The organism is Erythrobacter sp. JB3-1 (genome assembly GCF_057364995.1).
The window spans coordinates 1,264,227-1,287,028 of sequence record NZ_CP200289.1 but is presented as its reverse complement, the minus strand read 5'-3'; the positions used below and the strand labels follow the sequence as shown (position 1 = coordinate 1,287,028).

The 22,802-nt window shown below is 59.0% G+C and carries 21 protein-coding genes and 1 pseudogene; 10 read left to right on the top strand and 12 right to left on the bottom strand.

The genetic code is table 11. From position 1 onward, the window contains the following. Positions 1-41: 41 nt before the first annotated feature. Positions 42-1,574 (bottom strand): peptide chain release factor 3, encoded by a 1,533-nt coding sequence (locus AC0V6M_RS06070; protein ID WP_486137943.1) that lies wholly within the window; start codon positions 1,572-1,574, stop codon positions 42-44. A gap of 157 nt (positions 1,575-1,731) precedes the next feature. Between AC0V6M_RS06070 and AC0V6M_RS06065 the strand changes: the two genes are divergently transcribed. After that, on the top strand, positions 1,732-2,334 hold the full coding sequence (locus AC0V6M_RS06065; protein WP_486137942.1) for a hypothetical protein: 603 nt from the start codon (positions 1,732-1,734) through the stop codon (positions 2,332-2,334). A gap of 45 nt (positions 2,335-2,379) precedes the next feature. On the opposite strand, the gene pheT is transcribed toward AC0V6M_RS06065, so the two are convergent. The 7 genes from pheT to hisN all read right to left on the bottom strand — a co-directional run bounded on the left by pheT (position 2,380) and on the right by hisN (position 10,533). After that, positions 2,380-4,758 carry a phenylalanine--tRNA ligase subunit beta gene (gene pheT / locus AC0V6M_RS06060; protein ID WP_486137941.1) on the bottom strand — a complete coding sequence of 793 codons (2,379 nt, stop codon included), beginning with the start codon at positions 4,756-4,758 and terminating at the stop codon, positions 2,380-2,382. Next, complete coding sequence (gene pheS / locus AC0V6M_RS06055) at positions 4,755-5,888, bottom strand: phenylalanine--tRNA ligase subunit alpha (RefSeq protein ID WP_486137940.1); 1,134 nt, start codon at positions 5,886-5,888, stop codon at positions 4,755-4,757. Before pheS ends, pheT begins: the two co-directional genes overlap by 4 nt. Before the next feature lie 105 nt (positions 5,889-5,993). After that, a complete protein-coding gene (locus AC0V6M_RS06050) occupies positions 5,994-6,899 on the bottom strand; it encodes a helix-turn-helix domain-containing protein (protein WP_486137939.1) in 906 nt (301 codons plus the stop codon). 131 nt (positions 6,900-7,030) lie between these two features. Further along, entirely contained in the window at positions 7,031-7,390 is a 360-nt protein-coding gene (rplT, locus tag AC0V6M_RS06045) for a 50S ribosomal protein L20 (RefSeq protein ID WP_472640353.1), read from the bottom strand. A 118-nt stretch (positions 7,391-7,508) separates the two neighbouring features. Next, positions 7,509-7,712 (bottom strand): 50S ribosomal protein L35, encoded by a 204-nt coding sequence (gene rpmI, locus AC0V6M_RS06040; RefSeq protein WP_472640352.1) that lies wholly within the window; start codon positions 7,710-7,712, stop codon positions 7,509-7,511. Positions 7,713-8,557: 845 nt separating this feature from the next. Further along, the gene (locus AC0V6M_RS06035; protein ID WP_486137938.1) at positions 8,558-9,313 is read right to left on the bottom strand and encodes an imm11 family protein; all 756 of its coding nucleotides are present in this window, start codon (positions 9,311-9,313) and stop codon (positions 8,558-8,560) included. A gap of 452 nt (positions 9,314-9,765) precedes the next feature. Beyond that, on the bottom strand, positions 9,766-10,533 hold the full coding sequence (gene hisN / locus AC0V6M_RS06030) for a histidinol-phosphatase (RefSeq protein ID WP_486137937.1): 768 nt from the start codon (positions 10,531-10,533) through the stop codon (positions 9,766-9,768). A gap of 248 nt (positions 10,534-10,781) precedes the next feature. On the opposite strand from hisN, the gene AC0V6M_RS06025 reads away from it, so the two are divergent. After that, positions 10,782-11,732 (top strand): helix-turn-helix domain-containing protein, encoded by a 951-nt coding sequence (locus AC0V6M_RS06025; RefSeq protein WP_486137936.1) that lies wholly within the window; start codon positions 10,782-10,784, stop codon positions 11,730-11,732. Positions 11,733-11,749: 17 nt separating this feature from the next. Here AC0V6M_RS06025 and AC0V6M_RS06020 read toward each other — a convergent pair whose 3' ends face one another. Next, positions 11,750-12,685 carry a ribose-phosphate pyrophosphokinase gene (locus AC0V6M_RS06020; RefSeq protein WP_486137935.1) on the bottom strand — a complete coding sequence of 312 codons (936 nt, stop codon included), beginning with the start codon at positions 12,683-12,685 and terminating at the stop codon, positions 11,750-11,752. Positions 12,686-12,918: 233 nt separating this feature from the next. Between AC0V6M_RS06020 and AC0V6M_RS06015 the strand changes: the two genes are divergently transcribed. The 3 genes from AC0V6M_RS06015 (at position 12,919) to AC0V6M_RS06005 (ending at position 15,118) form a co-directional block, all read left to right on the top strand. After that, complete coding sequence (locus AC0V6M_RS06015) at positions 12,919-13,560, top strand: toxin-activating lysine-acyltransferase (protein WP_486137934.1); 642 nt, start codon at positions 12,919-12,921, stop codon at positions 13,558-13,560. A gap of 63 nt (positions 13,561-13,623) precedes the next feature. Next, positions 13,624-14,385, top strand: a complete 762-nt coding sequence (locus AC0V6M_RS06010) for an imm11 family protein (protein WP_486137933.1) — start codon at positions 13,624-13,626, stop codon at positions 14,383-14,385. Between the two features lie 31 nt (positions 14,386-14,416). Further along, positions 14,417-15,118, top strand: a complete 702-nt coding sequence (locus AC0V6M_RS06005; RefSeq protein WP_486137932.1) for a transposase — start codon at positions 14,417-14,419, stop codon at positions 15,116-15,118. Between the two features lie 221 nt (positions 15,119-15,339). Here AC0V6M_RS06005 and glpX read toward each other — a convergent pair whose 3' ends face one another. Further along, complete coding sequence (gene glpX / locus AC0V6M_RS06000) at positions 15,340-16,359, bottom strand: class II fructose-bisphosphatase (protein WP_486137931.1); 1,020 nt, start codon at positions 16,357-16,359, stop codon at positions 15,340-15,342. Between the two features lie 89 nt (positions 16,360-16,448). Between glpX and AC0V6M_RS05995 the strand changes: the two genes are divergently transcribed. Continuing rightward, positions 16,449-17,093, top strand: coding sequence for a hypothetical protein (locus AC0V6M_RS05995; RefSeq protein WP_486137930.1), 645 nt, complete (start codon positions 16,449-16,451; stop codon positions 17,091-17,093). Between the two features lie 171 nt (positions 17,094-17,264). Here AC0V6M_RS05995 and AC0V6M_RS05990 read toward each other — a convergent pair. Further along, positions 17,265-18,585 (bottom strand): annotated as a pseudogene (locus AC0V6M_RS05990) (homoserine dehydrogenase). Positions 18,586-18,729: 144 nt separating this feature from the next. After that, complete coding sequence (locus tag AC0V6M_RS05985) at positions 18,730-19,590, bottom strand: hypothetical protein (protein ID WP_486137929.1); 861 nt, start codon at positions 19,588-19,590, stop codon at positions 18,730-18,732. Positions 19,591-19,928: 338 nt separating this feature from the next. Between AC0V6M_RS05985 and AC0V6M_RS05980 the strand changes: the two genes are divergently transcribed. The 4 genes from AC0V6M_RS05980 to AC0V6M_RS05965 all read left to right on the top strand — a co-directional run bounded on the left by AC0V6M_RS05980 (position 19,929) and on the right by AC0V6M_RS05965 (position 22,591). Next, positions 19,929-20,600, top strand: a complete 672-nt coding sequence (locus AC0V6M_RS05980; protein ID WP_486137928.1) for an energy transducer TonB — start codon at positions 19,929-19,931, stop codon at positions 20,598-20,600. Between the two features lie 68 nt (positions 20,601-20,668). Then, the gene (locus tag AC0V6M_RS05975; RefSeq protein ID WP_486137927.1) at positions 20,669-21,439 is read left to right on the top strand and encodes a MotA/TolQ/ExbB proton channel family protein; all 771 of its coding nucleotides are present in this window, start codon (positions 20,669-20,671) and stop codon (positions 21,437-21,439) included. A 136-nt stretch (positions 21,440-21,575) separates the two neighbouring features. Next, positions 21,576-22,103: an ExbD/TolR family protein gene (locus tag AC0V6M_RS05970; RefSeq protein ID WP_486137926.1), complete on the top strand. Its 528-nt coding sequence runs from the start codon at positions 21,576-21,578 to the stop codon at positions 22,101-22,103. Positions 22,104-22,132: 29 nt separating this feature from the next. Then, on the top strand, positions 22,133-22,591 hold the full coding sequence (locus AC0V6M_RS05965) for an ExbD/TolR family protein (RefSeq protein WP_486137925.1): 459 nt from the start codon (positions 22,133-22,135) through the stop codon (positions 22,589-22,591). Positions 22,592-22,802 lie beyond the last annotated feature (211 nt).

The following is a 22,802-nucleotide window of genomic DNA, read 5'->3' as shown; positions in this document are numbered from 1 at the left end:
CCATGCCGCGAACATTGCTGCGCTGCAACCTCGAGCTGAGCCTAGCGTTCTTTGGTGGCAGAGAATTTGAGCTCTGGGTTCTTCTCTTCCTGATAATTCACGTCCCACGGGCTCTTAGCCATGAACACCAGATCACCGTCGCGGTCTTTGGCAAGGTTGGCTCGGTTGAAGCTCTCAAAGTCGGTAAGCGCCTGGCCTTCACCTTTGACCCAGCGGGCGGTGGCAAACGGCGCAGCCTCTAGTCCCGCCTCAACTTTATATTCCGCCAACAACCGCGAGATCAGCACCTCCAGCTGGAGCTGACCAACCACGCCGACAATATGCTGCGCGCCAAGCTCTGGGTAGAACACCTGGATCACACCTTCTTCACTGAGGTCATCCAAGGCCTTGCGCAGCTGCTTGGTCTTGGTCGGATCTTTGAGCTGGACCCGGCGCAGGATTTCTGGCGCAAAATTGGGTAGGCCGGTGAAGCGGACTTTGTTTTGCTCGCTAAGAGTGTCGCCCACGCGCAAAGTGCCGTGGTTTGGAATGCCAATAATATCGCCCGCCTCGGCGGTGTCGGCAATCTCTCGGTCCTGCGCGAAAAACAGGATCGGGGAATGGATCGCAATCGGCTTGCCCAGCCCAGAGGGGGTCAGTTTCATGCCGCGCTTAAAAGTGCCGGACACTTGGCGCATAAAGGCGATCCTGTCCCGGTGATTGGGGTCCATATTGGCCTGTACCTTGAAGATGAAGCCAGTAACCTCATCATGCTCGGGTGTGATCTGATCGTCGCCTGCTGGCTGCGGGCGCGGCGGCGGGGCATGCTTCGCAATCGCATCGATTAGTTCGGTAACGCCGAAATTCTTAAGCGCCGATCCGAAGTAGACCGGGGTCAAATCGCCATTGCGGTAAGCCTCAAGGTCAAACTCGGGATAGCCCACTTGCGCCAACTCAGCCTCTTCGGCCCATTCAGCGGGAATGTCCGCGTCTGCGTCACGGGTGCCGAGGAATTCCTTCGACGGGCCTTCCGGGCGGCTGACTGCGCCGCTTTCAAAATCGAGTACGCCTTCAAATTGGCCGCCCATGCCAATTGGCCAGCCTTGCGGGCTGACATCCAGCGCCAGCATCTCTGCAACCTCATCCATCAGTTCAAAGCCAGGGCGCCCTTCGCGGTCGACCTTGTTGATGAAGGTGATGATGGGCACGCTGCGCAGCCGGCAAACTTCAAACAATTTACGGGTCTGCGGCTCAATACCCTTGGCCGCATCGATCACCATCACCGCACTGTCGACCGCGGTCAGCGTCCGGTAGGTGTCCTCAGAAAAATCCTCGTGACCCGGCGTGTCGAGCAAGTTGAAGGTGATTTTCTCACCATCATACTCTTTTTCAAACGTCATCACTGACGAGGTGACCGAGATACCGCGCTGCTGCTCGATCTTCATCCAGTCAGAGCGCGCCCGCCGCGCTTGCCCGCGCGCCTTCACCTCGCCCGCCAAGTGGATCGCCCCGCCTTGCAGCAGCAGCTTTTCCGTCAGCGTGGTCTTACCCGCATCGGGGTGAGAGATGATCGCGAATGTGCGGCGGTTGGACATAGGTTTAGCTTAAAGCACCGTTGGACATGGAGCGCGCGCCTTAGCCGCAAGCGCTGAACCCGTCTACATCCCCCCTGAGCGTGCACCACTCGGCGGCATCAGTTTACCGACTGGTAAGATCAATCTGCGAAATCGGCTCCACAAATAGGGGGTGCAAATGGCGATTTACAGAATTCTTATTTCCGGTCTTTGTGCCCTCTTTCTGTCTGCATGCGGGGCATCGGGCCAATATTTCGAGAAATCTCCTGAACAAGTTGCAAAGGCTTTGAAGGGCGCCAAGCTGCCGGTGGCCATCATGGGAAGCAGTGTTGTCGGCGAGACTGTCACCAACCCCAGCCCCAACACTTTTGTGATCACCGCCAACGATGAGCTGGGCGGTGATGTCTTTCGGATCGTGGCGACCATTGCGCCAGATGGCGATGGCACCCGTGTCACTTCGAAGTTCGAACAGCTCCACAAAGGTGAAAGCGCACCTGCCGATGCAATGGCCCAAAAGGCGGCTGAGGAACAAATCGCCTCAACTATCGAAGGGCGCCCTTTCGACATGATGTTCGCCACATCCCCTGCCGCGAAAGCCATGCTCTCTGCCCAAGGCGGAGAAGTTCAAGAACGGATCAATGCCGCAAATGAGACCATGGTGGCCTTTAGCGAGATGGAACGCGAGATGGCCGCACAAGAAAAGCGCGAGAAGTTTGAGAAGGAATACGGCGAAGACTGGGGCGCAAGCGGCTCAGATAGCGCGGATGGCTGGGGCGACTAGCCCCGCCAACACGCGCCTGTCTATCCGAGCTGAAGCGCGCGGCGCTTAGCCGCGCAGCTCCGCTCCGTGCTTAGCCGCAGCTGCGACAATCTTGTCCGAAATCTCGGCCAGTTCCGCATCCTTGAAGCTCTTTTCGCCGGGCTGCAGAGTTACCTCAATCGCGAGTGACTTCTGACCCTCTGGGACATTGCCGCCGGTAAACAGGTCGAACACCCGCGCGCCCACAATGTTCGCCTTATCCGCGCCTTGAACCGCGCGCAGTAGGTCACCCGCCGCAAGCGCCTCTGGCACCAAAAACGCAAAATCGCGCGTCACCGATTGCAAGGCTGGCGGGGCAAAGCTTGGCCGCGCAAAGCTAATTGAATCTTTGCCCGCCTTTTTCGCCGGGATCGCATCGAGGTGAATGCCAAAAGCGGCGACAGGAACGCCAATCCCAAAAGCCTTAAGTACGGTCGGATGGACCATCCCAAAGCTGGCGATGCGGTTCTTTGGTCCTAGACGCAAAGTTGCAGACTGGCCGGGGTGATAAATATCGCCCGCCTCACCCATGACTTGCAATCTGTCGACTGGCGCGCCCGCTGCTTCGAGCAAGGCCAAGCACTTCGCCTTGGCATCATAAGCATCGAAACTGCGCGCTTTGCCATGTTGCCAAGAACGCGGCGCAGCATCGCCCGCCATCACGGCAACAAGCGCCGGATATTCTCCATCTGCCAGGTAGCGCCGGCCTATTTCGAACAAGCGGACGCTGGAAGAGCCATGATCAAAACTACGCCGTGCCGCCGACAAAAGGCCAGGCAACAGCGATGGGCGCATCACTTTCAAATCTTCGCTGATCGGATTGTCGAGCGACCAATGCCCGCCGCCAACCGCATCAGCCTCGTCCTCGGAAATAAACGACCACGTGATTGCTTCATCCAGCCCGCAGCCAGCCGCAGCGCGGCGCAATTTGCGCTCAAGCAGCCGAGCCGGTGTCGCGGTTGGCCGGGCGACTCCGTCCATGCGCGGCAAGGCCACGCTTTCCACCTTATCGAGGCCGTGAATACGCACGACTTCTTCGACCAGATCGGCTGCACCTTCGATATCATTGCGGCGCAAAGGACAGGTCACCTGCCAATCGTCGGACACCGTGAAATCCAGACTTTCGAGAATGCGGCGTTGTTCATCAACCGCGACTTCAACACCACCCAATTTTGCGGTGAGCTCCGTATCGAATGCAACCACTTTGGCCGTACTCGGCGGTGTGCCGGCACGCACTACCTCGCTTGGCGAACCACCCCCAAGCTCAACAATCAGACCAGTGAGTAGATCTAGGCCATCATCAAGAAATGCCGGGTCGACGCCGCGCTCAAACCGCGTGCGCGCATCCGAAGCGAGGCCAAGCTTCCGGCCCGTCACACCGATTTGCGCAGGATCAAAGTATGCGATCTCCAACAACACATCGCTCGTCTCATGCGAGCATCCCGTGTCCAGCCCGCCCATAATGCCAGCCAGATCGTGCACACCGTTATCGTCGGCAATCACGGTGACACTGGGATCAAGGGTGTAGGTTTTTTCGTTGAGCGTGGTGACTTGCTCGCCATCAACGGCTCGCCGCGCCACCATTGCGCCGGAAAGCTTGCCGTAGTCATAGACGTGTGCCGGCCGCCCATAGGCAAACATCAAGTAGTTTGTAAGGTCGACGAGCAACGAGATCGGTTTCTGGCCCGCACTGGCCAAACGTTGCTGGAGCCAGTCAGGCGATGGCCCGTTTTTCACTCCCTTGATGACGCGGGCATAGTAAGCGGGAACACCTTCGGCATCCTCGATCCGCACCGCCGCAGGGCATTCGCCCGCAGCGTCGAATTTAGGAAACGCAATCGGCTTCAGCGTGCCAAGGCCCGCCGCCGCTAGATCGCGCGCAATTCCGTATACGCCCATGCAATCAGGCCGGTTCGGCGTGATCGCGACATCAATGATCGGCGAGGAACCTTGGTAGTCGGCAAAGGCATGGCCGACGCTCGCATCGTCAGGCAGCTCAATGATGCCGTCATGCTCATCGCCGAGCTCTAGCTCGCGCACGGAGCACATCATGCCGTTGCTCTCCACGCCGCGGATCGCGCTTTTACGAAGCTGCATGCCATTGGCAGGCACCACCGCGCCCGGCAGGCCCAGCACACCCTTCATTCCCGCACGCGCATTGGGCGCGCCGCATACAACCTGCAGCGGATCGCCCTCGCCTGTGTCGACGCTCAGCACTTGCAGCTTGTCAGCGTCAGGATGCTTTTCAGCGGTCAGGACTTTGGCCACTTTGAAACCCGCGAGCCTTTCAGCCGGGTCTTCAACGCCTTCAACCTCAAGCCCGATTGCGGTCAGCGCATTGGTGATCTCGCTCAGCGTTGCGTCGGTTTCGAGGTGGTCTTTGAGCCATGTGACAGAGAACTTCATGCGCGCGCTCCTACACCAGCGGAGAGGGTCGGCTGATCAAACGGCGAGAAGCCATAATGCGCCAGCCAGCGCGGATCGCCATCGAAGAAAGCGCGCAGGTCGTTCATGCCATATTTCAGCATGGCGATGCGGTCGATCCCGAGGCCAAAAGCAAAGCCCTGATATTCGTCCGTGTCGATCCCGGCAAACTCAAGCACACGGCGGTTCACCATCCCGCTGCCGCCCAGCTCCATCCAGTCATAGCCCGGCTCATCGCCGTGCCCGCCGACAACGCGGCGATCGCCTTCGTTGGAGTAGCCAACATCAACCTCAACGCTGGGTTCAGTGAACGGGAAGTATGATGGGCGCAGACGCAAGGTGATGTCTTCGCGCTCAAAGAACGCCTTGAAGAATGTCTCCAGCGTCCATTTGAGATGGCCGAGGTGAATGTGCTTGTCGATCACCAGGCCCTCGACCTGATGGAACATTGGCGTGTGGGTCGCGTCGCTATCGCTGCGATAGACACGGCCCGGCGCGATCAAGCGGATCGGCGCGCCCTGTTCTTTCATGCTGCGGATCTGCACCGGTGAGGTGTGCGTCCTGAGCAGCATTTTATGGCCTACCGCTTCGCTACTTGAGGCCGATTGGCCACCATCCGCTGCCTTGTCTGGGAAGTAGAACGTATCGTGCATCGCGCGCGCAGGATGGCTCTCGTCCATGTTGAGCGCGGTGAAGTTGTGCCAATCGTCTTCGATCTCTGGGCCGGTTGCGACCGCAAAGCCGAGGTCGGCGAAGATCTCTGCCAGCTCGTCCATCACCTGGCTAACCGGGTGGACCGAACCCATGGCGATGTCAGGCGCTGGCAGCGTAAGGTCGAGCGTTTCGCTGGCCGGCTGCGCTTCGAGCTGAGCGGCCTCCAGCGCTTGCCTTTTCGCCGCAATCGCATCGGCCACCTCGGCGCGGATCGCCTGGATCGCGGGCGCTGCTTCGCTGCGCTCTTCCGGGCTCATCTGGCCCAAAGTCTTCAGCGCCAGGCTCACCCAGCCCTTTTTGCCCAGCGCACCAACGCGCTGTTCTTCCAGCGCATCGAGCGTATCGGCTGCAGAGATTGCCGCGAGTGCGGCGTCTTTTTGTGATGTCAATTCAGTCATGGTCTAGCCCAAAGGTTTGAGCCGGTCCGCTAGCGGGATTTCGCCGCCTTGGCAAAGCGCGAATTGCGCATTGCGGTGAAGATCGGCGCATCACTTGCTCGGTGTCTATCGCAGTGGCTTGTCCAGCGTCTGCGCCGCGCTGCCCCAAACCCGCGCCCGCGCCTCCATGAAAGAGGCCAGAATGGGATGCTCAAGAGCGGCATAGTCGCTTGGGTTCATCGTCATGAACTCGCGGAACTCTCGGGTGAACTGGGCTTGATCATGATAGTGATCGTCCATCGCCTCGGTCCACAGCCGTTTATCATGCAGCATCCAGTCCGACAGGCTGCGCATGAAGCGCTGGCGCCGGATCAGGAGCTTTGGAGCAAAGCCGAAATACCGCCGGCAAACCCGCTCAAGCGTGCGTACGCTGATCCCGCTTGCCTGCGCCAAGTCGTCTACCGTATTGAGCTCGGGTTCGACCAGAGCCTTGTGGACGCGGGCGATCTTGGGCTCATCGCGATTGGGCCGCATCAGCGCACGCATCGTGTCTTCAATCGCGGCCAATTGCTGCTCATCGCTCGCGCTTTCATCGCACAAGACGTCAGCCAGCCCTTCGAACTTCGCAAATGCAGGATGCGCTGAACCATCACAACCGACATTCGCAAGCTCGCGCGCGTCGACATCGATGAACCGCGCCCAACCCAGCGGCAGGAAGCCAATGCCCCACATGCGCGATGCGCCCAGCTCAAACTGGCATGGCAGCGAGCTTGGCCCAGTCGCCGTGAAGCGCGATCCAGAAAGCTGCGATGTGCCAATGCTGGCGTTTGGACGGCTGCCGCCGAAGAAGCGGATATTGGCCCATTCCGGCTGCAGGTGGTCGGTAACGGTTTTGTCGTCCTCGACCTCCAGCACCAATTGGTAGAAGGTCGTAAAGCAGCCATCGAACTCTGGCGAAGGCGAGTAGAACTGGCTGCGGACGCTGTAGTCCGCACTACTGGTGCTTGCGCGTTTTGTCCTCTGCCCACCCATCCTCTGGGTTTGGCCGATGTGTCGCGTTTTTACAAGCGAAAGGGCGCCAGCCTCTACGGCCAGCGCCCTATCCGTTTTGCGTTTCCTACACGGCTCTGCGCGGCTGCGCATGCCATGCGTGGAGCGCTGGCTTAAGCTGGCAATGCCGCCTTCGCCTGAGTGATGATCGACTTGAACGCCGCTTCTTCGTTCATGGCGAGGTCCGCCATGACTTTGCGGTCAAGCTCAATACCCGCCAGTTTCACGCCGTGCATGAACTGAGAGTAGGTCAGGCCTTCAGCGCGGACAGCCGCGTTGATGCGCTGGATCCAGATCGCGCGGAAGCTGCGCTTCTTCGCTTTACGGTCGCGGTAGGCGTACTGGCCGGCCTTCTCGACCGCTTGGCGCGCGACGCGAATGGTGTTCTTGCGGCGACCGCGATAGCCCTTGGCTTGTTCGAGTAGACGCTTGTGCTTTTGGCGTGTAGTGACGCCGCGTTTAATGCGAGGCATATGTAGTATCCTTTGTAGAGTTCTGCACCAGCCCGCTCCCTCCATCCTTCCACCCGGATGATCACCCGGTAGGTTCCGGGTGGAAGGGTGGAGGGAGTGGGCGGTCTAGCCCATCAAATCAATCAAGCCCGTAAGGCGCCCATTTCTTGATCGTCCGTGCATCCGGGTCTGAAGCGACCGAGGTGCCACGGTTTTGGCGGATATACTTCGCATTGTGGCTCATCAGACGGTGACGCTTACCAGCGACGCCGTGCTTGACCTTGCCAGTTGCGGTGATTTTGAAGCGTTTCTTCACACCGCTTTTGGTCTTCAGCTTGGGCATTTCGTTCTCCTTTATCAGAGACACGTTCTAATCGACCCTGGCAGCCCTAATGAGCCAGGCCAATCGCTTGATTCGTGTCGTTGAAGTCGCGCCACATAAGGGCCGCGGCGCGTGTAGGCAAGCGTTTTGGTGGGATTGGAAGGGAGTCTTTGTGTTCCGCACACCATCCGGTGTGCGTTCTTGTCTTGCGCACTCGCATCCGCGAGCGCGATGTCCTCGGCTGGTTTGTTGGGCCTCAAGCGCCGGCGTTCGCATCCGCTCACTTGGCTATCCTCGCTCATGCGATCTGGCGATCGCGTCGCTGCGGGCGGGCGTGCGCCCTTGCGAGACCTGCGGTCTCGACCCATTCCCGGCCAGCGACCTCGCGCCAAGCTTCTTGGAGCTTTGCATTTGGCTTGGTCGCGGAGCACGGTCGGCGATCAGCCGACCGCAAGGCCCTTGCGGCCGCCCGCAGGCCCGACAGGGCCGAGGACATCGCAGCACGGATGTGCTGCGGAACCACAAACGACTCCTCTTCCCTCCCCACTCCGTCCGTCGCTACTGAAGCACGCTTGGAACGGCTGGAACACAGTACAGGGCCAAAAAACCAATCGATCACAGACGCGCCGATTGATCGATTTAGTTGATTAGTGGGAGGTTGGAGGACGCGGAGCAAAAGCATGCGCTATCCTTAGCGGGCGGGCGCTGAGTAGGAAAATTGATAGCACCCAATTACCGCTGCGTCGCCATGCTAAGATTGCGAGCATTTTATGCCATTAATTAAGTATATTGCCCCCGGAAATCGTCAAAAACTGCTCTTGGAAGGGTATCCAAACCCTGCTGCGGAGTGGTTGCATTTGCCATGCTTACGCCTCCTTCAGCTTATAGTGTTTGGGAAGACGGAGGCCCTGGGATTGGACCTCAGCAATCAATTCATCAGAGAAACAAGTAAGCCCCTCTTCAAAAGTGCGATCCCTCCAAAGATGCGCACCTCCTAGCACTGAGCCCTTCATGGCCAAGCCATTAAGAGCCTTCTTTGTCGTGTTAAGCCGAATCCTTTCTGGGAGGGTTTGGTAAGCAGGTAAAATCCTGAAGGAGTCGTCAGAACTCGCCTCCCTAGAAAACGCATCAAAATATTGTCGGATGCGCAGGATATAATACTGCTCCGGGTATGGCTTCCCTTTCGGCATCATCAGCGCGAATGGAAAGAACTCATGGACTTGGGGTTCTAAACGCTCAATGATCGCTTTGAACGACTCATCGACGGCGAGAATTTTGTCATTGAGCGAAATGAGTGACGCTAAAGAGTTATAGGTTTTATCAGCATCAAATGAGCGTGGAACCTCATGAGACTCCACGTCGCCCAACTTACAAGTCGCACTATTTCTCCAGCTCTGCCCCGGTTCCTTCTTAAACTTCCCGACCGGGTATGTGCCATAGATCCAAGCTGCATCCTCTCCCGAATAGGCAAATATTCGCCGCTGTTCTTCTGGGCTTTGCTCAGCGTAGTGCTGCCTTAACCGACCGTACCAACCTGTGTCACGTTTCTTGCGATCATATTCAAACTCCCCTGACGGCCAATACTCGCCAAAACCGCTCGGCAGTGCCATTCCCCAAACCATCACATCATCTCCTGCACGTTTGTGCGCACATCCCAATTTCTTGCCAGAACGCCTGCCGCAACAAGCACCGCTTCCCTACTCGCCCTTAACCCGCATTTTCTCCAGCACTTCTGGATCGACGCTGCGCGCTACAATCGGGTGCATTGGAAGGCTCCAGTGATGGCGCAATTGATAGACCGACTTTCTTACTGTTTCGTTTGGGAGTTTGACCGTCCAACGTCATCCCAGCGAAAGCTGGGATCTCATGCGGCCATGCGATGCACTGTATGGCTCTAGACCCCAGCTTCCGCTGGGGTGACGTCTCACTGCAAACACTCGTTATGCTTTACCTTAAGACGTCATCCCGGACTTGATCCGGGATAACACCCTCGGTCTCGCGCTCATTGTGACGGTTATCCTGAACCAAGTTCAGGATGACGTTTCCGGATAGAGCGTACCGAGCAACAAAACCCCTACCCCATCGCCTCAAGCGCTTCTTCCAGCCGTGCGGGCTCGCCTAGGGCCAGCACGGTGCCGTCGGAATTCGCGTCCAGCGGGTTGCCTTGCCAATCGCTCATCATGCCGCCTGCGCCTTCGACAATTGGGACCAGCGCGGCGTAGTCATAAAGCTTCAGCCCAGCCTCGCACACGACGTCCAAATGGCCGCTCGCCAGCAACCCGTAATTGTAGCAGTCCCCGCCCCACACCACGATTTGCGATGTTTGCGCGGCCAGTGACATGAACGCGCCGCCTTGGTCGTCGGTGAAATATTGCGGGCCGGAGGAGGCAATGGTCGCCTCTGACAGTTCCTTGCAAGACCGCGTGCGCACCGGCAGGCCGTTGAAGGTCGTGCCCTCGCCAATGCGGCCGACCCAGCGTTCTGCGGCGATAGGCTGATCAATCACGCCCAGCACCGGCCAGCCATCCTGCAGCAAAGCGATCAGCGTGCCAAAGATGGGGCGGCCCGCCATAAAGCTGATCGTGCCATCGATTGGATCGAGCACCCATTGCCGGCCCGCGCCTTCATTATGGGTGCCATATTCCTCGCCGATGATCCCGTCATCGGGACATTCCGCCTCGATAATTGCGCGCATCGCGGCTTCGACTGCGCGGTCGGCCTCTGTCACGGGCGAGGCATCGGCCTTGCGCTCCTGCGACCAGCCCCCGCGAAACAGGGGGCGGATGGCATTGCCAGCCGCATCGGCCAGGCGCTGAGCGATTGCTACGTCTTTGTTTGTCATAATCCGCGCGCAGTCTCATCACAGGCGCGGCAATGCAAGGGGCCTGTTGGCACCGGCTTAGCTGACCGCTGATCGGGTATGTTGCAATTGACAGGGGCGCCGGGCGGTGCCTTATGGTTAAAGACGATTGGCTGTCCTGATGAGGATAGACCAGAGGGTGGGTGATAGGCTGCATAAGTGGTGCGGGTTGCACGTGGTTCAAACCGCAGCCCATTTGGGCAGTCGCAAGTCTTTTAAACGGGTCGGACATGGGCAAACAGGCAGGCGCAGATGCGCCGGTACACTTTGCGCCCCGCTCTGGGGTCAATCGCAGCGGAATGCCGCTCGCCGCCAGCCGTGCCCCCGCCGAAGATCTGGACCCTTGGATTGGGCGGCTGGTCGCCTCGAAACTGGTGGCAGACGAAGCCACCCATATCGCCTGCGGCATTTGCAATGATGTGGCCTTTGCTCGCATCGTGATGGGCGGCACATGGGACGCTCAAACCGCCGATGGGCCGATGGAGTTTCGCGATGAAGCCATCCTGTTTGGCCCGCAATCGCGCCATATGCCGGTGGGATGCAGCGGCCATGTGATCGCGATCGGCATTGGCTTTCGCCCCGGCGCGATCCCCTGCCTGCTCGGGCGCGAAATGGCGCCGCTGGTCGACCGGATTGAACGCTCTGATCCCTTTCGTCTGATCAGCAATAGCGCGGCACAGGACTATCCGCTTGATGCCGAGCCAGAGGACTGGCTGCAGACGGTTGAGGAGGCGATGCGCGCCTTTATCGCGCGGGTCCAGCCGGAAAAGCCCGATCCGCTGGCCGCCGCATTTGAGCATGCAAGCTTTGCCGATCCGACCATCACGCCGGGTGATTTCGCGGCGGAGCACGGCATGTCCTCGCGCAAGCTGGAGCGGCTGGTGCGGCGCGATTTCGGAATGACGGCGAGCACGGTTTTGCGCCGGGCAAAAGCGCTCGATCTGGCGGCGCAGCTGTGCGGGGTGGCGGATGAGGAGGAAGAAAGCGAGCTGCTGCTGCGCTATTTCGACCAATCGCATTTGATCCGCGATTTTAAGGCGTTTTTCGGGACAACCCCGGCCGCTTTCCGCTCTCAGCCGCGCCTATTCTTGCGGATCAATGTGGAGACGCGCCAAGCACGGCGCCTGGCCGAGCTCGACCGGATTAAGCCGGGGGCCGAGCCGCCATGGCGCGGTGAATGAGGCGGGCGCGGTCCGCCTTAATCGAACAAACTGCTCACGCTGCTTTCATCCGCGATCCGGCGGATCGCTTCGCCGACCAGCGGCGCCATAGTCAGCACCCTGATCCGGTCAGAAGCCGCGCAGGCCTCAGTCGGCAGGATCGAATCGGTGATCACCAGCTCTTTCAGCTTTGACCCGTCGATCCGCGCCACCGCGCCGCCCGATAGAACGCCGTGGGTAATATAGGCGGCGACCGATTTCGCCCCGCCCGCCAGCAACGCCTCCGCCGCATTGCACAGCGTGCCGCCGGAATCGACAATGTCATCGATCATGATGCAATGGCGACCAGAGACATCACCAATGATGTTCATCACCTCCGATTCCCCCGGGCGGTCACGGCGTTTATCGACGATCGCGAGCGGCGCATTGTCGAGCCGTTTGGCCAGCGCGCGGGCGCGCACCACGCCGCCAACATCGGGGGAGACAACCATCAGATCCTGATCGCCGTAGCGGGCCTGAATATCGGCCGCCATAACCGGGGCGGCGTAAAGGTTGTCGGTTGGGATATCGAAGAAGCCCTGAATCTGGCCAGCGTGCAAATCCACCGCCAGCACGCGGTCAGCGCCCGCCTCTGTAATAAGGTTCGCCACCAGCTTGGCCGAAATCGGCGTGCGCGGGCCGGGCTTCCGGTCCTGCCGGGCATAGCCGAAATACGGCACCACCGCCGTGATCCGCTTGGCCGAGGCGCGTTTCAGCGCATCGATGCAGATCAGCAACTCCATGAGATTGTCGTTCGCTGGAAAGCCGGTCGACTGGACAACAAACAGATCCTCGCCCCGCACGTTTTCGTGGATCTCGACAAAGATTTCCTCATCCGCGAACCGGCGCACGCTGGCATCGGTCAGAGGCATTTCGAGATAGGCGGCGATCGCCCGGGCGAGCGGCAGGTTTGAATTGCCGGACATGATTTTCATGGATGCGAATCCCCGCGTGCAGTTGGTGCCGCCTCACCTAGCCCAGAGTCATGGAAACGCAACAGAGGCAGCCGCCCATTTGTCCGCAATTGGGTGAGGGCGCGCTGCCAGTGATTGGCAACCCGCTTCACAAAGGCATAACGATACATCAACATCTGGCAGCATATACGATGCCAAGGGTGACAGCCCGTTACAGTCGGTCCGTAAGTCGTCGCTGCTAGGTGGGGTTCGCTATGTCAACTAAAGGAAAATCTGCCGCGGTCGGTAAGGCCAATGGATCGGCTAAGGCTGCTGACGCGGCGCAAGCTGAGGTCGCCGAAAACGCGGCGGCGGAAAAATCCGATGCTGAGAGCGCAGGGGGCAAGCCGGAAATTTCGCCGGAGATGCGCGAGAAGCTCGAGGGCCTGCGAGAGCGTGTTCAGATGAGCGTGGGGCAGGCGGTTCTCGCGATGATGAACCTGCCGCGTTATAAGGGGCAGTCGCTGGGCGATCTGAACCACCTTGTGATTGAGCCGCTGCTGCGTGACCGATTGGCCATTGCTTCGGCCAAGAAGAGAGGCGGTGAGGAAGGCGAAATTGACGCGACCACGACCGCGGGCATTGCCATCTGGGCGAGCGTTTCTGACGAGGTGGATGCAAAGATCCGCGAGCAGATTAAGGGCGGCGCCTTCCCAACCCGGCTTGGCGGAGAAGATTGGGCGAGCGGCGAGAAAATCTGGCTGCTCGATCTGATCGCGCCAAATCGCCAATTGGCAACCGCCGTGCTGACCAATTTCAAGCAGATTGCAGGCGATAAGCCGATTGCCATTCACCCGATTGTGGCGCGCAGCGTCGATCCTGAAGTGCTGGAGAAAATGCGGGTTAAGGGCGAGTAGGAAGATGGTTTTAAGCTTGGTGATGAAAAACGGCGCGCACAAACAAGCGCAGGAGATGATGTGATGGTTTGGGGTTTGTGCTTGCCTAGCGGCTTTGGGGATTTCTGGCCCAAGGCCTCGTTTGAAGATGGCAAAGGCAAGAACGGGCAAAAGTGGAGCGAGCGCCTTCGTGAGCATTATTGTGCACAGCCAATAGAAGCTCAGAAGGAGCTGTTTGGCGGTACAACTGCTGAGTACGGGCAAGGGTACGCGCGGTACGTCAGTGAGAAGTTTACGCAAGCAAAAGGCAGCCGAATTAACGATCATTTTCCACCTCTCAACGAGATCCAGCCGCACGAGCCGCCAAGATTCCTCCAGACAGATATCGGCTACAAGTCTCTAGGTTCCCTGATTAAGTGCAGCAGTATGATTGTTGCGGTCGATGAGGATTTAAAGTCAATCATTGAGACTTTGGAGCCAGGCGTTCACGGATTTTTCGAGATGGAAATTCGTATGCCAAAAGAACGCATCTATCCCAAGAAGTACTTTACTCTAAGCATTGGACATTATCTTGATAGTTTTTCGCCAGAAAATAGCGACGAAAAATCATATTTTGAACCAGATCCCGGTCGATTTAATATTAACGATACCAAGAAGGGATTGTCCGGATTAAGTTTTGATCGCTCTGTATTTGGTGATGCCCATATGTGGCGTGAGAACAGACTTGGCCCATACCTTACATGTTTTTCTGACGAACTTCATACCGCAATCAATGACGCAGGGTTAAAAATGCCTGCGAAGTTTTATCCAGTGAAGGAGGATTACGGTGACAGTGCACTTAATTGACATCTATTATCCTGCGATATAGCCAAATGCCATGGCCCGTCTTGCTCGCTTTGTGTTGCCCGGTATACCTCACCACGTGACACAGCGCGGCAATGGGCGCCAGCAGACGTTCTTTTGCGATGAGGACTATGCGGCTTACCGCGATCTGCTGGCCGAGCATTGCCCCGCCTATGGGGTCGCGGTGTGGAGCTGGGTCTTGATGCCCAATCACGTTCATCTCATTCTCGTGCCAGATCATGTCGACGCGCTGCGCGGAGCCATGGCCAAGGTGCACCGGGCCTATGCCGGCCGCATTCATGCTCGCGAAAAACGGACCGGGCATTTCTGGCAAGGGCGCTTTGGCAGTGTGGCGATGGACGAGCCGCATTTGCTGGCGGCATTGCGGTATGTCGCGATGAATCCAGTCCGGGCGCGGTTGGTTGATCGCGCACAGGACTGGCGTTGGTCGAGTGTGCATGCGCTGCTTGATCCTGCCAAAGGGGACGGCGTGACGCAGATAGCGCCTGTGCTTGAACGCGTGCCCGACTTTGCAGCTTTGTTGGCAGCCGGTGAGGAACAAGCGCTTAGCGAGGCACTACGCAAATCGGAGAGCACTGGCCGCCCGCTGGGTTCAAGCGACTTTCTCGATCAGGTTGAGAGGCTTGTCGGGCGTGATCCCAGACCGGGAAAGCGAGGGCCGAAGACATCGAAGACAAAGCGACCCGAGCCATTGGACATAGGTGAATTACGGTGACAGAATTACGGTGACAGTGCATGCCCAAGATGACAGCCCCGTGTCGGATGCGGAAGTTTCTCAAACGGATCAAACGGATGAGGATTACGGGATTACGGTGAGGATTACGGTGACAGTGCACTTAACTGGAGAGTTCAGGGACTTTCCCGTGAGCGCGCCGTCTCATGCACCGTGCAAAGGACCGCCGAGAGCCAGGAAAGCTCAGCGCTCTCCCAACTCCCTCAAACCTTATGCTCGCCCCGGATCCAGCGCACGGTGCCGCTGCTCGCGCGCATCACCACGCTGTCGGTCGTCATGATCGTCTCGCCGGTTGGCTTTCGGCGGCGCTTTACTCCGTCGAGCAGCGAGCCCTGCGTCACGCCGGTTGCGGCAAAAATGCAATCGCCGCTCGCCAGTTCTTCCAGCTTATAAATGCGGTCAAATTCGGTGATGCCCCATTTGCGGGCGCGGGCCTTTTCATCCTCGTTGCGGAACACCAGGCGGCCGTTGAACTGACCCCCGACACAGCGCAATGCGGCGGCAGCCAGCACGCCCTCTGGCGCGCCGCCCTGACCCATATACATGTCGATATTGGTTTCCTCATCGGTCACCGCGATCACGCCAGCAACGTCGCCGTCGCCGATCAGCACGACGCCGCATCCAAGCCCGCGCAGCTCCGCAATCATATCGGCATGGCGCGGACGGTCGAGCACGCAGATGATGATATCACCCGGCTCCACCCCTTTGGCCGCTGCAACCGCTTTCACATTCTCAGTCGGCGATTTGGCCAGATCAATCACGCCCTCGGGATAGCCGGGGCCGACCGCGATCTTGTCCATATAGGTGTCAGGCGCGTTGAGCAGACAGCCTTCTTCTGCCGCCGCCAACACGGCCAGCGCATTGGGGCCAGCCTTGGCGGTGATGGTGGTTCCTTCCAGCGGATCGAGCGCGATGTCGATCTTAGGCCCCTTGCCGGGCGCGCCGCCAACCTTCTCGCCGATGTAAAGCATCGGGGCCTCGTCACGCTCGCCCTCACCGATCACCACGGTGCCGTCCATGTACAGCGTGTCAAACGCGCGGCGCATAGCCTCCACCGCGGCGGCATCGGCGGCTTTCTCATCGCCCCGGCCGACCAATTGCGCAGCGGCCACGGCGGCCGCCTCTGTCACGCGCACCATTTCCAGCACCAGCACCCGGTCGAGCGCGTTCTCTTGGCCCTCATCCTTGCTGGCGAGCATATCTGTTTCAGCGGGGGTGTTCATGACGAATTCATTCCTTACAGGGTGTGTGGCCGCCAAGCAGGTGGAACGCTTTGGCCTTGGGTCAAGCGCTTAGACAATAGGAGCAAGCCTTGTCGAGCAGCAGGTCGAGCCAATCGGCAAAGATTGTGCGCAATTGCCCGCATCTCTTGGCAATTTCTCCTGCTGCCGCTGCGCTGCTTTTTCTTACCGCCCCCGTGCATGCCCAAGATGACAGCCCCGTGTCGAATGCGGAAGTTTCTCAAACGGATCAAACGGATGAGGAGCCGCAAGGCGAGGATGAGCCCTTTCGGATCGACCTCACCGTGACAGTCCCGCGCGGCGAGGTGAACGAAAGCAATGTGCGCGCTTGCGAGGAAGAGGCCGATGCGGCGAGCATTTCTGGCGACATTATCGTGTGCCGCCAAATCGGCGAGGACAATTCCAATTACTACAGCGGCAGCCGCGAAGATGCGCAGCGGCGCTATGCGCAAGAGACCGCTTTCGAAGGCGATCCACAGGCACCTGAGGCGTTTGGCATTCCGAACCACGGCAACGCAATTGGCTTTGGATCCGTCCCACCGCCAGCTCTCATCATCGACGTTGAGGCCCTGCCAGAAGCGCCCGAGGGATCGGATGCAGACCGAATTGCGCGCGGCCTACCGCCACTGGGCGACCGTGAGCTGACCGAGGAAGAAGAAAAAGCCCGCCGCGCGGCGCTGGGCGTGCCCAGCTCCAGCTTGGATGGGCCTGAGTGATTCTTGAATTCCGCACATCATCCGATGTGCGATTTCCTCGCTCATGCGATCAAAGATCGCGTCGCTGCGGGCGGCCATGCGGCCTTGCGAACCCTGCCGGGTTCGAACTGGCTCGGTCCACCAGCGGACAGACCGCAACCGCGCCCAGCGCTTGAGGGTCAACAATCAAAATCAACTCTTCAGAATTGGCATCACCAATGGCGGCGCGGTGAGGCTGTCTGAGCCTTCGAGCAGGTCGAGCGCTTTGTGCACGCAGCGCTCCTGCCCCTCATGCGTGACCATCGCGACCAGTACATCATCGCCCTGCGATGGCCGGCCCTTTTGAATGAGGCTCTCAATCGAGACATCGCCGTCGCGCATCGCCGCGGTGATCTCGGCCAGCACGCCGGGGCGATCGGCCACGGTGAAGCGCAGATAAGTCCGCTCCATCCGGTGCCCGGGTTCCGCTGGCGCCAGCTTTTTGAGCTGATCGGCGGGCACAGAGAACGGCGCGCCCGTATCGCCGCGCGCAATATCAATAAGGTCGGCCACCACAGCGCTCGCCGTGGGGCCATCGCCCGCGCCCGCGCCCTGGAACAGTAAGCGGCCTGAGAAATTGCCTTCCGCAACCACGGCATTGGTTGGCCCATCAACAGGGGCGAGCGGGTGATCCTTAGGCACCAGGCACGGGCGAACCCGCTGGAGCAAATGCGGCGCATCCGCCTCGCCGCCATCGACATCGGCCTGAGCGATCAAGCGGATGACATAACCAAGCGCATCGGCCTGAGCGATGTCGGCGCTGCGCACTTGAGTGATGCCGGTCGTGCGCACGGCGTCAAAATCAACCTCAGCGCCAAAGCCAATACCGGCCAGGATCGCGAGCTTATGCGCCGCGTCAACGCCCTCGATATCAAAGGTCGGGTCGGCTTCCGCGTAACCCAGTTTTTGCGCCTCGGCTAAGGTCTCGCCAAAGTCCGCGCCGGTCTGCTCCATCTCTGACAGGATGTAATTGCAGGTGCCGTTGAGAATGCCATAGATCCGGGTGATGGCATTGGCCGCCGCGCCTTCGCGCAGGCCCTTTACCACCGGAATGCCGCCCGCAACCGCGGCTTCAAACTTGAGCGCAGCCGCATTGCCGTCAGCCAAATTGGCCAGCGCCATGCCGTGATGGGCAATCATCGCCTTGTTCGCCGTGACAAAGCCTTTGCCGCCTTCCAGAGCAGACTTCGCGAGCGCCAAGGCGGGGCCGTCAGAGCCGCCGATCAGCTCGACCACGACATCCACGTCAGCCGCGCTGCTCATCGTCATCATATCGTCGGTCCGGCTGTAGGCCGACATATCGATGCCGCGATCCTTGTGCCGGTCGCGCGCGCTCACGCTGGTCACTTCGATACTGCGCCCAGCGCGCGCCGTGATCAGATCGCGATTGGTTTCAAGCAGGCGAGATCACGCCCGCACCGACTGTGCCCAAACCGGCAATTGCAATGCGTAATGGCTGCTGTGTCTGCGCCATGCTCAACGCTTCCCTTCAAGATTCGCGCGCTCACCGACCCCTTCGGATGAGCATTTGCGTCGCGCATCGCTGTAGCCGCCGCGAAACGCAAGCTGAAAGCAGTTTGTCTTGGGCAGGGTCAGCCTAGACTTTAGGGCCGGGGCCCTAGCTGGTGGTGATTTGGCGGTTACACGGTCCGAGCTGCGACAGGATGAACCCATAGTCCGCTGCGGCGAGCCGCCGAGCAGAGGGATCGCGCGTCAGATTGGCCGAGCTTGGCAGTTCGCGCGGCAAGGCGCAGGCGAGCCGGTACCACCGCAGCGTATTCGGCTGAGGCGCGCGCGCGGATGAATCGATAATCTCGCCCCACGACACGCCCCAGACCGGGGTTTGGCCCGGTCTGCGCAGCACGGTGAGCGAGACCGGCGAGCGGTCAGTGGTCTCAAGGAAAATCTGCGTTTCCGATTCGCCCACCAGATTGCCAGCCACCGCCAGCGCATCGCGCACCCCGGTGACGGTCGCAGGCGCATCGGCCGCGACCAATTGCGTCAGGATCGGGCGCAGGCGCGCCTCCAATGTCGGGGTGTAATCAAGCTGAGCGCCCTTACCCACCAATTGCACTGCGCCAGGGCGGCCCGGCACGCCGCGAGCAAACAGCAGCATCTCGCGCTTTTTTAGTTTCGGCGGCTTACCTTTCGCAGTGAGCGGCACATCGACCAGATAATTGAGCGATTCGCCGATCGAGGTGCGGCCAGACAGCAAAGCGATTGTCTCTGCCTCTATGTAAAGACGCACGAATCCGGGTGCGAGACCCGGTGCGCGTTCCGGCTCAACAGCGATTTGACGCCGAATCTTCGCGCGTATGACCAGGTCAGACCGGTCAGCAAGGGTGGTTAGATCAGCAAAAGTTGCAATTTCGCTTTGCGGCGCGACAGCATCTTGCGCCAGCACCAGAACGGGATTTGCAAAAAGACCCAGCAAAAGCACCAGAGCACTGATTTTATTTGTTAAAAAATGCTTAAACATCTGATCAGTCCGTATATCTAAAACGCGCTAAATCGCGAGCCAATTGCGCCGGGCCGTTCCACCCCCGCGACACTGAATCGCCCCTGAATGGATAAAGGGTTTGATTGCCCCACGCATGACCGTTAAAGCCTGCGATCACCAGAGGCGAGGATGGGGACATAGTCGCTTTTGGTCACGGCTGTAATGTGCGGGACAAATCACATTGATAGCCTATCGGGTGAAAAAACCTGTTCCCATATTGGGATGGTATGAGATAACGAGTTTCATTCGCAGTTCAGACTGCGCATGAGGAGCGGACCGGTTTTTGCCGGTTGAAACGACGGAGAGAAAGCAACTGGATGGCCTACGCTGACCAACAGATGAGCAATAACAGGATTATTGCTCTGATCATCGTGGCGATAATTCATGTGGCTGTCGGCTACATGCTGGTAACGGGCTTGGCCATTTCGGCGGTCAAGAACGTTGTTGAGCGCGTGACCACAATCGACATTGAGGAACCACCACCCCCAGAACCAGAAGACGAGCCGCCACCCCCTGAGCCTCAGGATGTCGCGCCTCCTCCACCGGTAGCACCACCGCCACCAATTAGCGTGGCGACATCGCCGCCGGACGTTCAGACGCAACAGACGATCCCGCCGACATCGCCACCAGCGCTGGTGGTTCCGCCGCCAGCACCGGTCGCGCCTCCAGCGCCGCCGCCCCCGCCGCCATCACAGGCTCGCGGTGCGACGACCCGGAACGAGGGACGCTGGGCACGTCGGATCCAGGAAAACTATCCGTCACGCGCGCTGCGTGAAGAAGTTGAAGGGACCGTTGGTGTCGCTGTGACTGTTACAGCCAACGGCCGGGCAACCGGATGCTCTGTAACGGCCTCCAGCGGATCGAGCGTGCTTGATCAGGCCGCCTGCCGCGGGATGGAACGCTATGCGCGCTTCAATCCCGCACTTGATGATGCGGGCAATCCGACTTCGGGCCGCTATTCGACACGGATTACCTACCGTTTGAACTAAGATTTATATTTCGGCCATGATCGAGATAAACATCATGGTTCGGGGACTTTTAAAGAGGACTTTTCGCAATGATTATTCAACTCCTTACTGCTGCTGGTGAAGCGGCTCCGGAAAACCAGTTTGGCTTCGTCAAAGCGATGGAAGAAGGCGGCCCTGTCGCTTGGTTCATTCTTGCTGTGATGATCATTATGAGCGTCGGCTCATTCTACATCCTCATCACCAAGCTGCTCGAGCAGAACAAGGTTATGAAGCAAGCAAAGGGCTTGCAAAACTTCTGGCGCACCAACTCGCTGAAAGAAGGCGCGACCAAGCTTGAGAAGAACAGTGCATGGCGCCAGGTCGCAGACGATGCGATTACCGCTGAAGAGAAGCACGCGAAAATGACCGACAGCCTTGAAGCGCATGATTACATGCATGGTTCGCTTCAGCGTTCAGAAGATTCGATCAACTCGAAGCTTGCTGGCGGCCTGCCATTCCTCGCATCGGTTGGTGCAACCGCACCGTTTATCGGTCTGCTCGGTACGGTGATCGGTATTTACCGCGCACTGATCAACATCGGTATCGCCGGTTCGGCATCGATCGATAAGGTTGCTGGCCCAGTTGGTGAAGCCCTGATCATGACCGCGATTGGTCTGCTCGTGGCTGTGCCTGCCGTGCTTGCGTTTAACTGGCTCCAGAGCCGTAACCGCCGCATTGCTGAGCTGCTCAACAGCTTCTCAACCGACATTCTGGCCTACATCAGCTCAGATGGCGCGGTTAAGCCAAACGTTGCTCCGGTTGCTAAAAAGCCGGCTGCTGCAGCTAAGCCTGCTGCGAAGCCTGCCGCTGCCCGGTCCTAATCGTATTGCGTGACGGGCGTCTATGCCCTTTGGCCTCGCGCCAAAAACTGGCCGCCCTCACGCTAACCGCTCTGTTAAGAGCACAATACGATTACCAGCCCGGATTTTCGGGCGAAGTTTAGGATAGGAATACACAATGGCGATTTCGATGGGAGGGGGTGAGACCCCCATGTCAGAGATCAACACCACGCCCCTCGTGGACGTGATGCTGGTTCTTCTGATCATCTTCCTTATCGCGGTTCCAGTGGCGATTCAGACGATCGAGAAACTCGAAATTCCAGTTTTCGAGTCAATCGAATCTGACGACAAGGTGGAAAACCTGCTGCTAACGGTCAGCACGACCGATGGCGCTGGCAACAGTGCAGGTGAGCCTGGGTTTGATGGCGCTGCCCGACAGGGTGAGTGCCGGGTCTATTTCAACAACATCACTCCAGTGACCTCAGAAGAGCTGTACGATCGGGCGTTTGAACGCCTTGACGCAATCGTTCAGCGCGCTGGCGGCGTGGAAGCGATTATGGATGACCCAGATCAGATCCCGCAGGTTCACATTCGCGGCGACGTGAATGCACCTTGGCGCTGTATCGCTGGCGCGATTTATAACGTGCAGGCTGCTGGTTACCCAACGGTCGGCTTCATCTCGAACCCGGTCGATCCAAACGGCTAAGCCGACCAGAAAGAACTAGGAGATAACCTATGGCAATGGCTGGAGGCGCAGACGACGGCGAACCGATGATCGCAATGAACATGACGCCGCTCATCGACGTTTTGCTCGTGCTGCTCATTATGTTCATCATCACCATTCCGGTGGCGACCCACTCGGTTGATATCGATCTGCCGCAACCTTCTGAGACGGATACTCCACCGCCGGTCGACCCGGTAAAGAACAAGCTGGTCCTGACACAGGGCGGTGAAATTCTTTGGAATGCGGTTCCGATCTCGCAAGGCGAGCTGGTGTCCAATCTGCAGCAATCGCTGACCTTCGCGGTTGAGCCTGAGCTGCAGTTCGAACCAGAACCGCTTGCCGGCTATGACCTGACAGCGCGCGTGCTGCAGATCATAAAAGGCTCGGGGATCACCAAATTCGGATTTGTCGGCAACGAGAAATACCGCACATTTGGCACTGGCGGACCGCCAGTTGGCGGATCGCAGTAACGATCACGCGATCACACAGACACTCGAAGAGGGCGGGCCGTATATGCGGACCCGCCCTTTTCTTTTGGGCGACGCAGAGACGTATGGAGTAGAGAGGCGCACCAGCCTTGAAGGCGCTTAGCCCCGTGACGTGAGCTTAGCGCAGAACTCCGCGGGCTGACACGAGTGCGCCCCTTCGGCCCCCCGACGCATGACCCAATGAAAGCCCCAA

Bases quoted from the DNA above. Each gene is read 5' to 3' on its own strand.
- AC0V6M_RS05980 (WP_486137928.1), top strand. From the start codon at position 19,929: ATGGCCTACGCTGACCAACAGATGAGCAATAACAGGATTATTGCTCTG.
- rplT (WP_472640353.1), bottom strand. From the start codon at position 7,390: ATGCCTCGCATTAAACGCGGCGTCACTACACGCCAAAAGCACAAGCGT.
- AC0V6M_RS05970 (WP_486137926.1), top strand. From the start codon at position 21,576: ATGGCGATTTCGATGGGAGGGGGTGAGACCCCCATGTCAGAGATCAAC.
- AC0V6M_RS06050 (WP_486137939.1), bottom strand. From the start codon at position 6,899: ATGGGTGGGCAGAGGACAAAACGCGCAAGCACCAGTAGTGCGGACTAC.
- AC0V6M_RS05985 (WP_486137929.1), bottom strand. From the start codon at position 19,590: ATGTTTAAGCATTTTTTAACAAATAAAATCAGTGCTCTGGTGCTTTTG.
- AC0V6M_RS06005 (WP_486137932.1), top strand. From the start codon at position 14,417: ATGGCCCGTCTTGCTCGCTTTGTGTTGCCCGGTATACCTCACCACGTG.
- AC0V6M_RS05965 (WP_486137925.1), top strand. From the start codon at position 22,133: ATGGCAATGGCTGGAGGCGCAGACGACGGCGAACCGATGATCGCAATG.
- AC0V6M_RS06015 (WP_486137934.1), top strand. From the start codon at position 12,919: ATGTCAACTAAAGGAAAATCTGCCGCGGTCGGTAAGGCCAATGGATCG.
- glpX (WP_486137931.1), bottom strand. From the start codon at position 16,359: ATGAACACCCCCGCTGAAACAGATATGCTCGCCAGCAAGGATGAGGGC.
- rpmI (WP_472640352.1), bottom strand. From the start codon at position 7,712: ATGCCCAAGCTGAAGACCAAAAGCGGTGTGAAGAAACGCTTCAAAATC.
- AC0V6M_RS06025 (WP_486137936.1), top strand. From the start codon at position 10,782: ATGGGCAAACAGGCAGGCGCAGATGCGCCGGTACACTTTGCGCCCCGC.
- hisN (WP_486137937.1), bottom strand. From the start codon at position 10,533: ATGACAAACAAAGACGTAGCAATCGCTCAGCGCCTGGCCGATGCGGCT.
- AC0V6M_RS06035 (WP_486137938.1), bottom strand. From the start codon at position 9,313: ATGGTTTGGGGAATGGCACTGCCGAGCGGTTTTGGCGAGTATTGGCCG.
- AC0V6M_RS06020 (WP_486137935.1), bottom strand. From the start codon at position 12,685: ATGAAAATCATGTCCGGCAATTCAAACCTGCCGCTCGCCCGGGCGATC.
- AC0V6M_RS05975 (WP_486137927.1), top strand. From the start codon at position 20,669: ATGATTATTCAACTCCTTACTGCTGCTGGTGAAGCGGCTCCGGAAAAC.
- pheS (WP_486137940.1), bottom strand. From the start codon at position 5,888: ATGACTGAATTGACATCACAAAAAGACGCCGCACTCGCGGCAATCTCT.
- AC0V6M_RS06010 (WP_486137933.1), top strand. From the start codon at position 13,624: ATGGTTTGGGGTTTGTGCTTGCCTAGCGGCTTTGGGGATTTCTGGCCC.
- pheT (WP_486137941.1), bottom strand. From the start codon at position 4,758: ATGAAGTTCTCTGTCACATGGCTCAAAGACCACCTCGAAACCGACGCA.
- AC0V6M_RS06065 (WP_486137942.1), top strand. From the start codon at position 1,732: ATGGCGATTTACAGAATTCTTATTTCCGGTCTTTGTGCCCTCTTTCTG.
- AC0V6M_RS06070 (WP_486137943.1), bottom strand. From the start codon at position 1,574: ATGTCCAACCGCCGCACATTCGCGATCATCTCTCACCCCGATGCGGGT.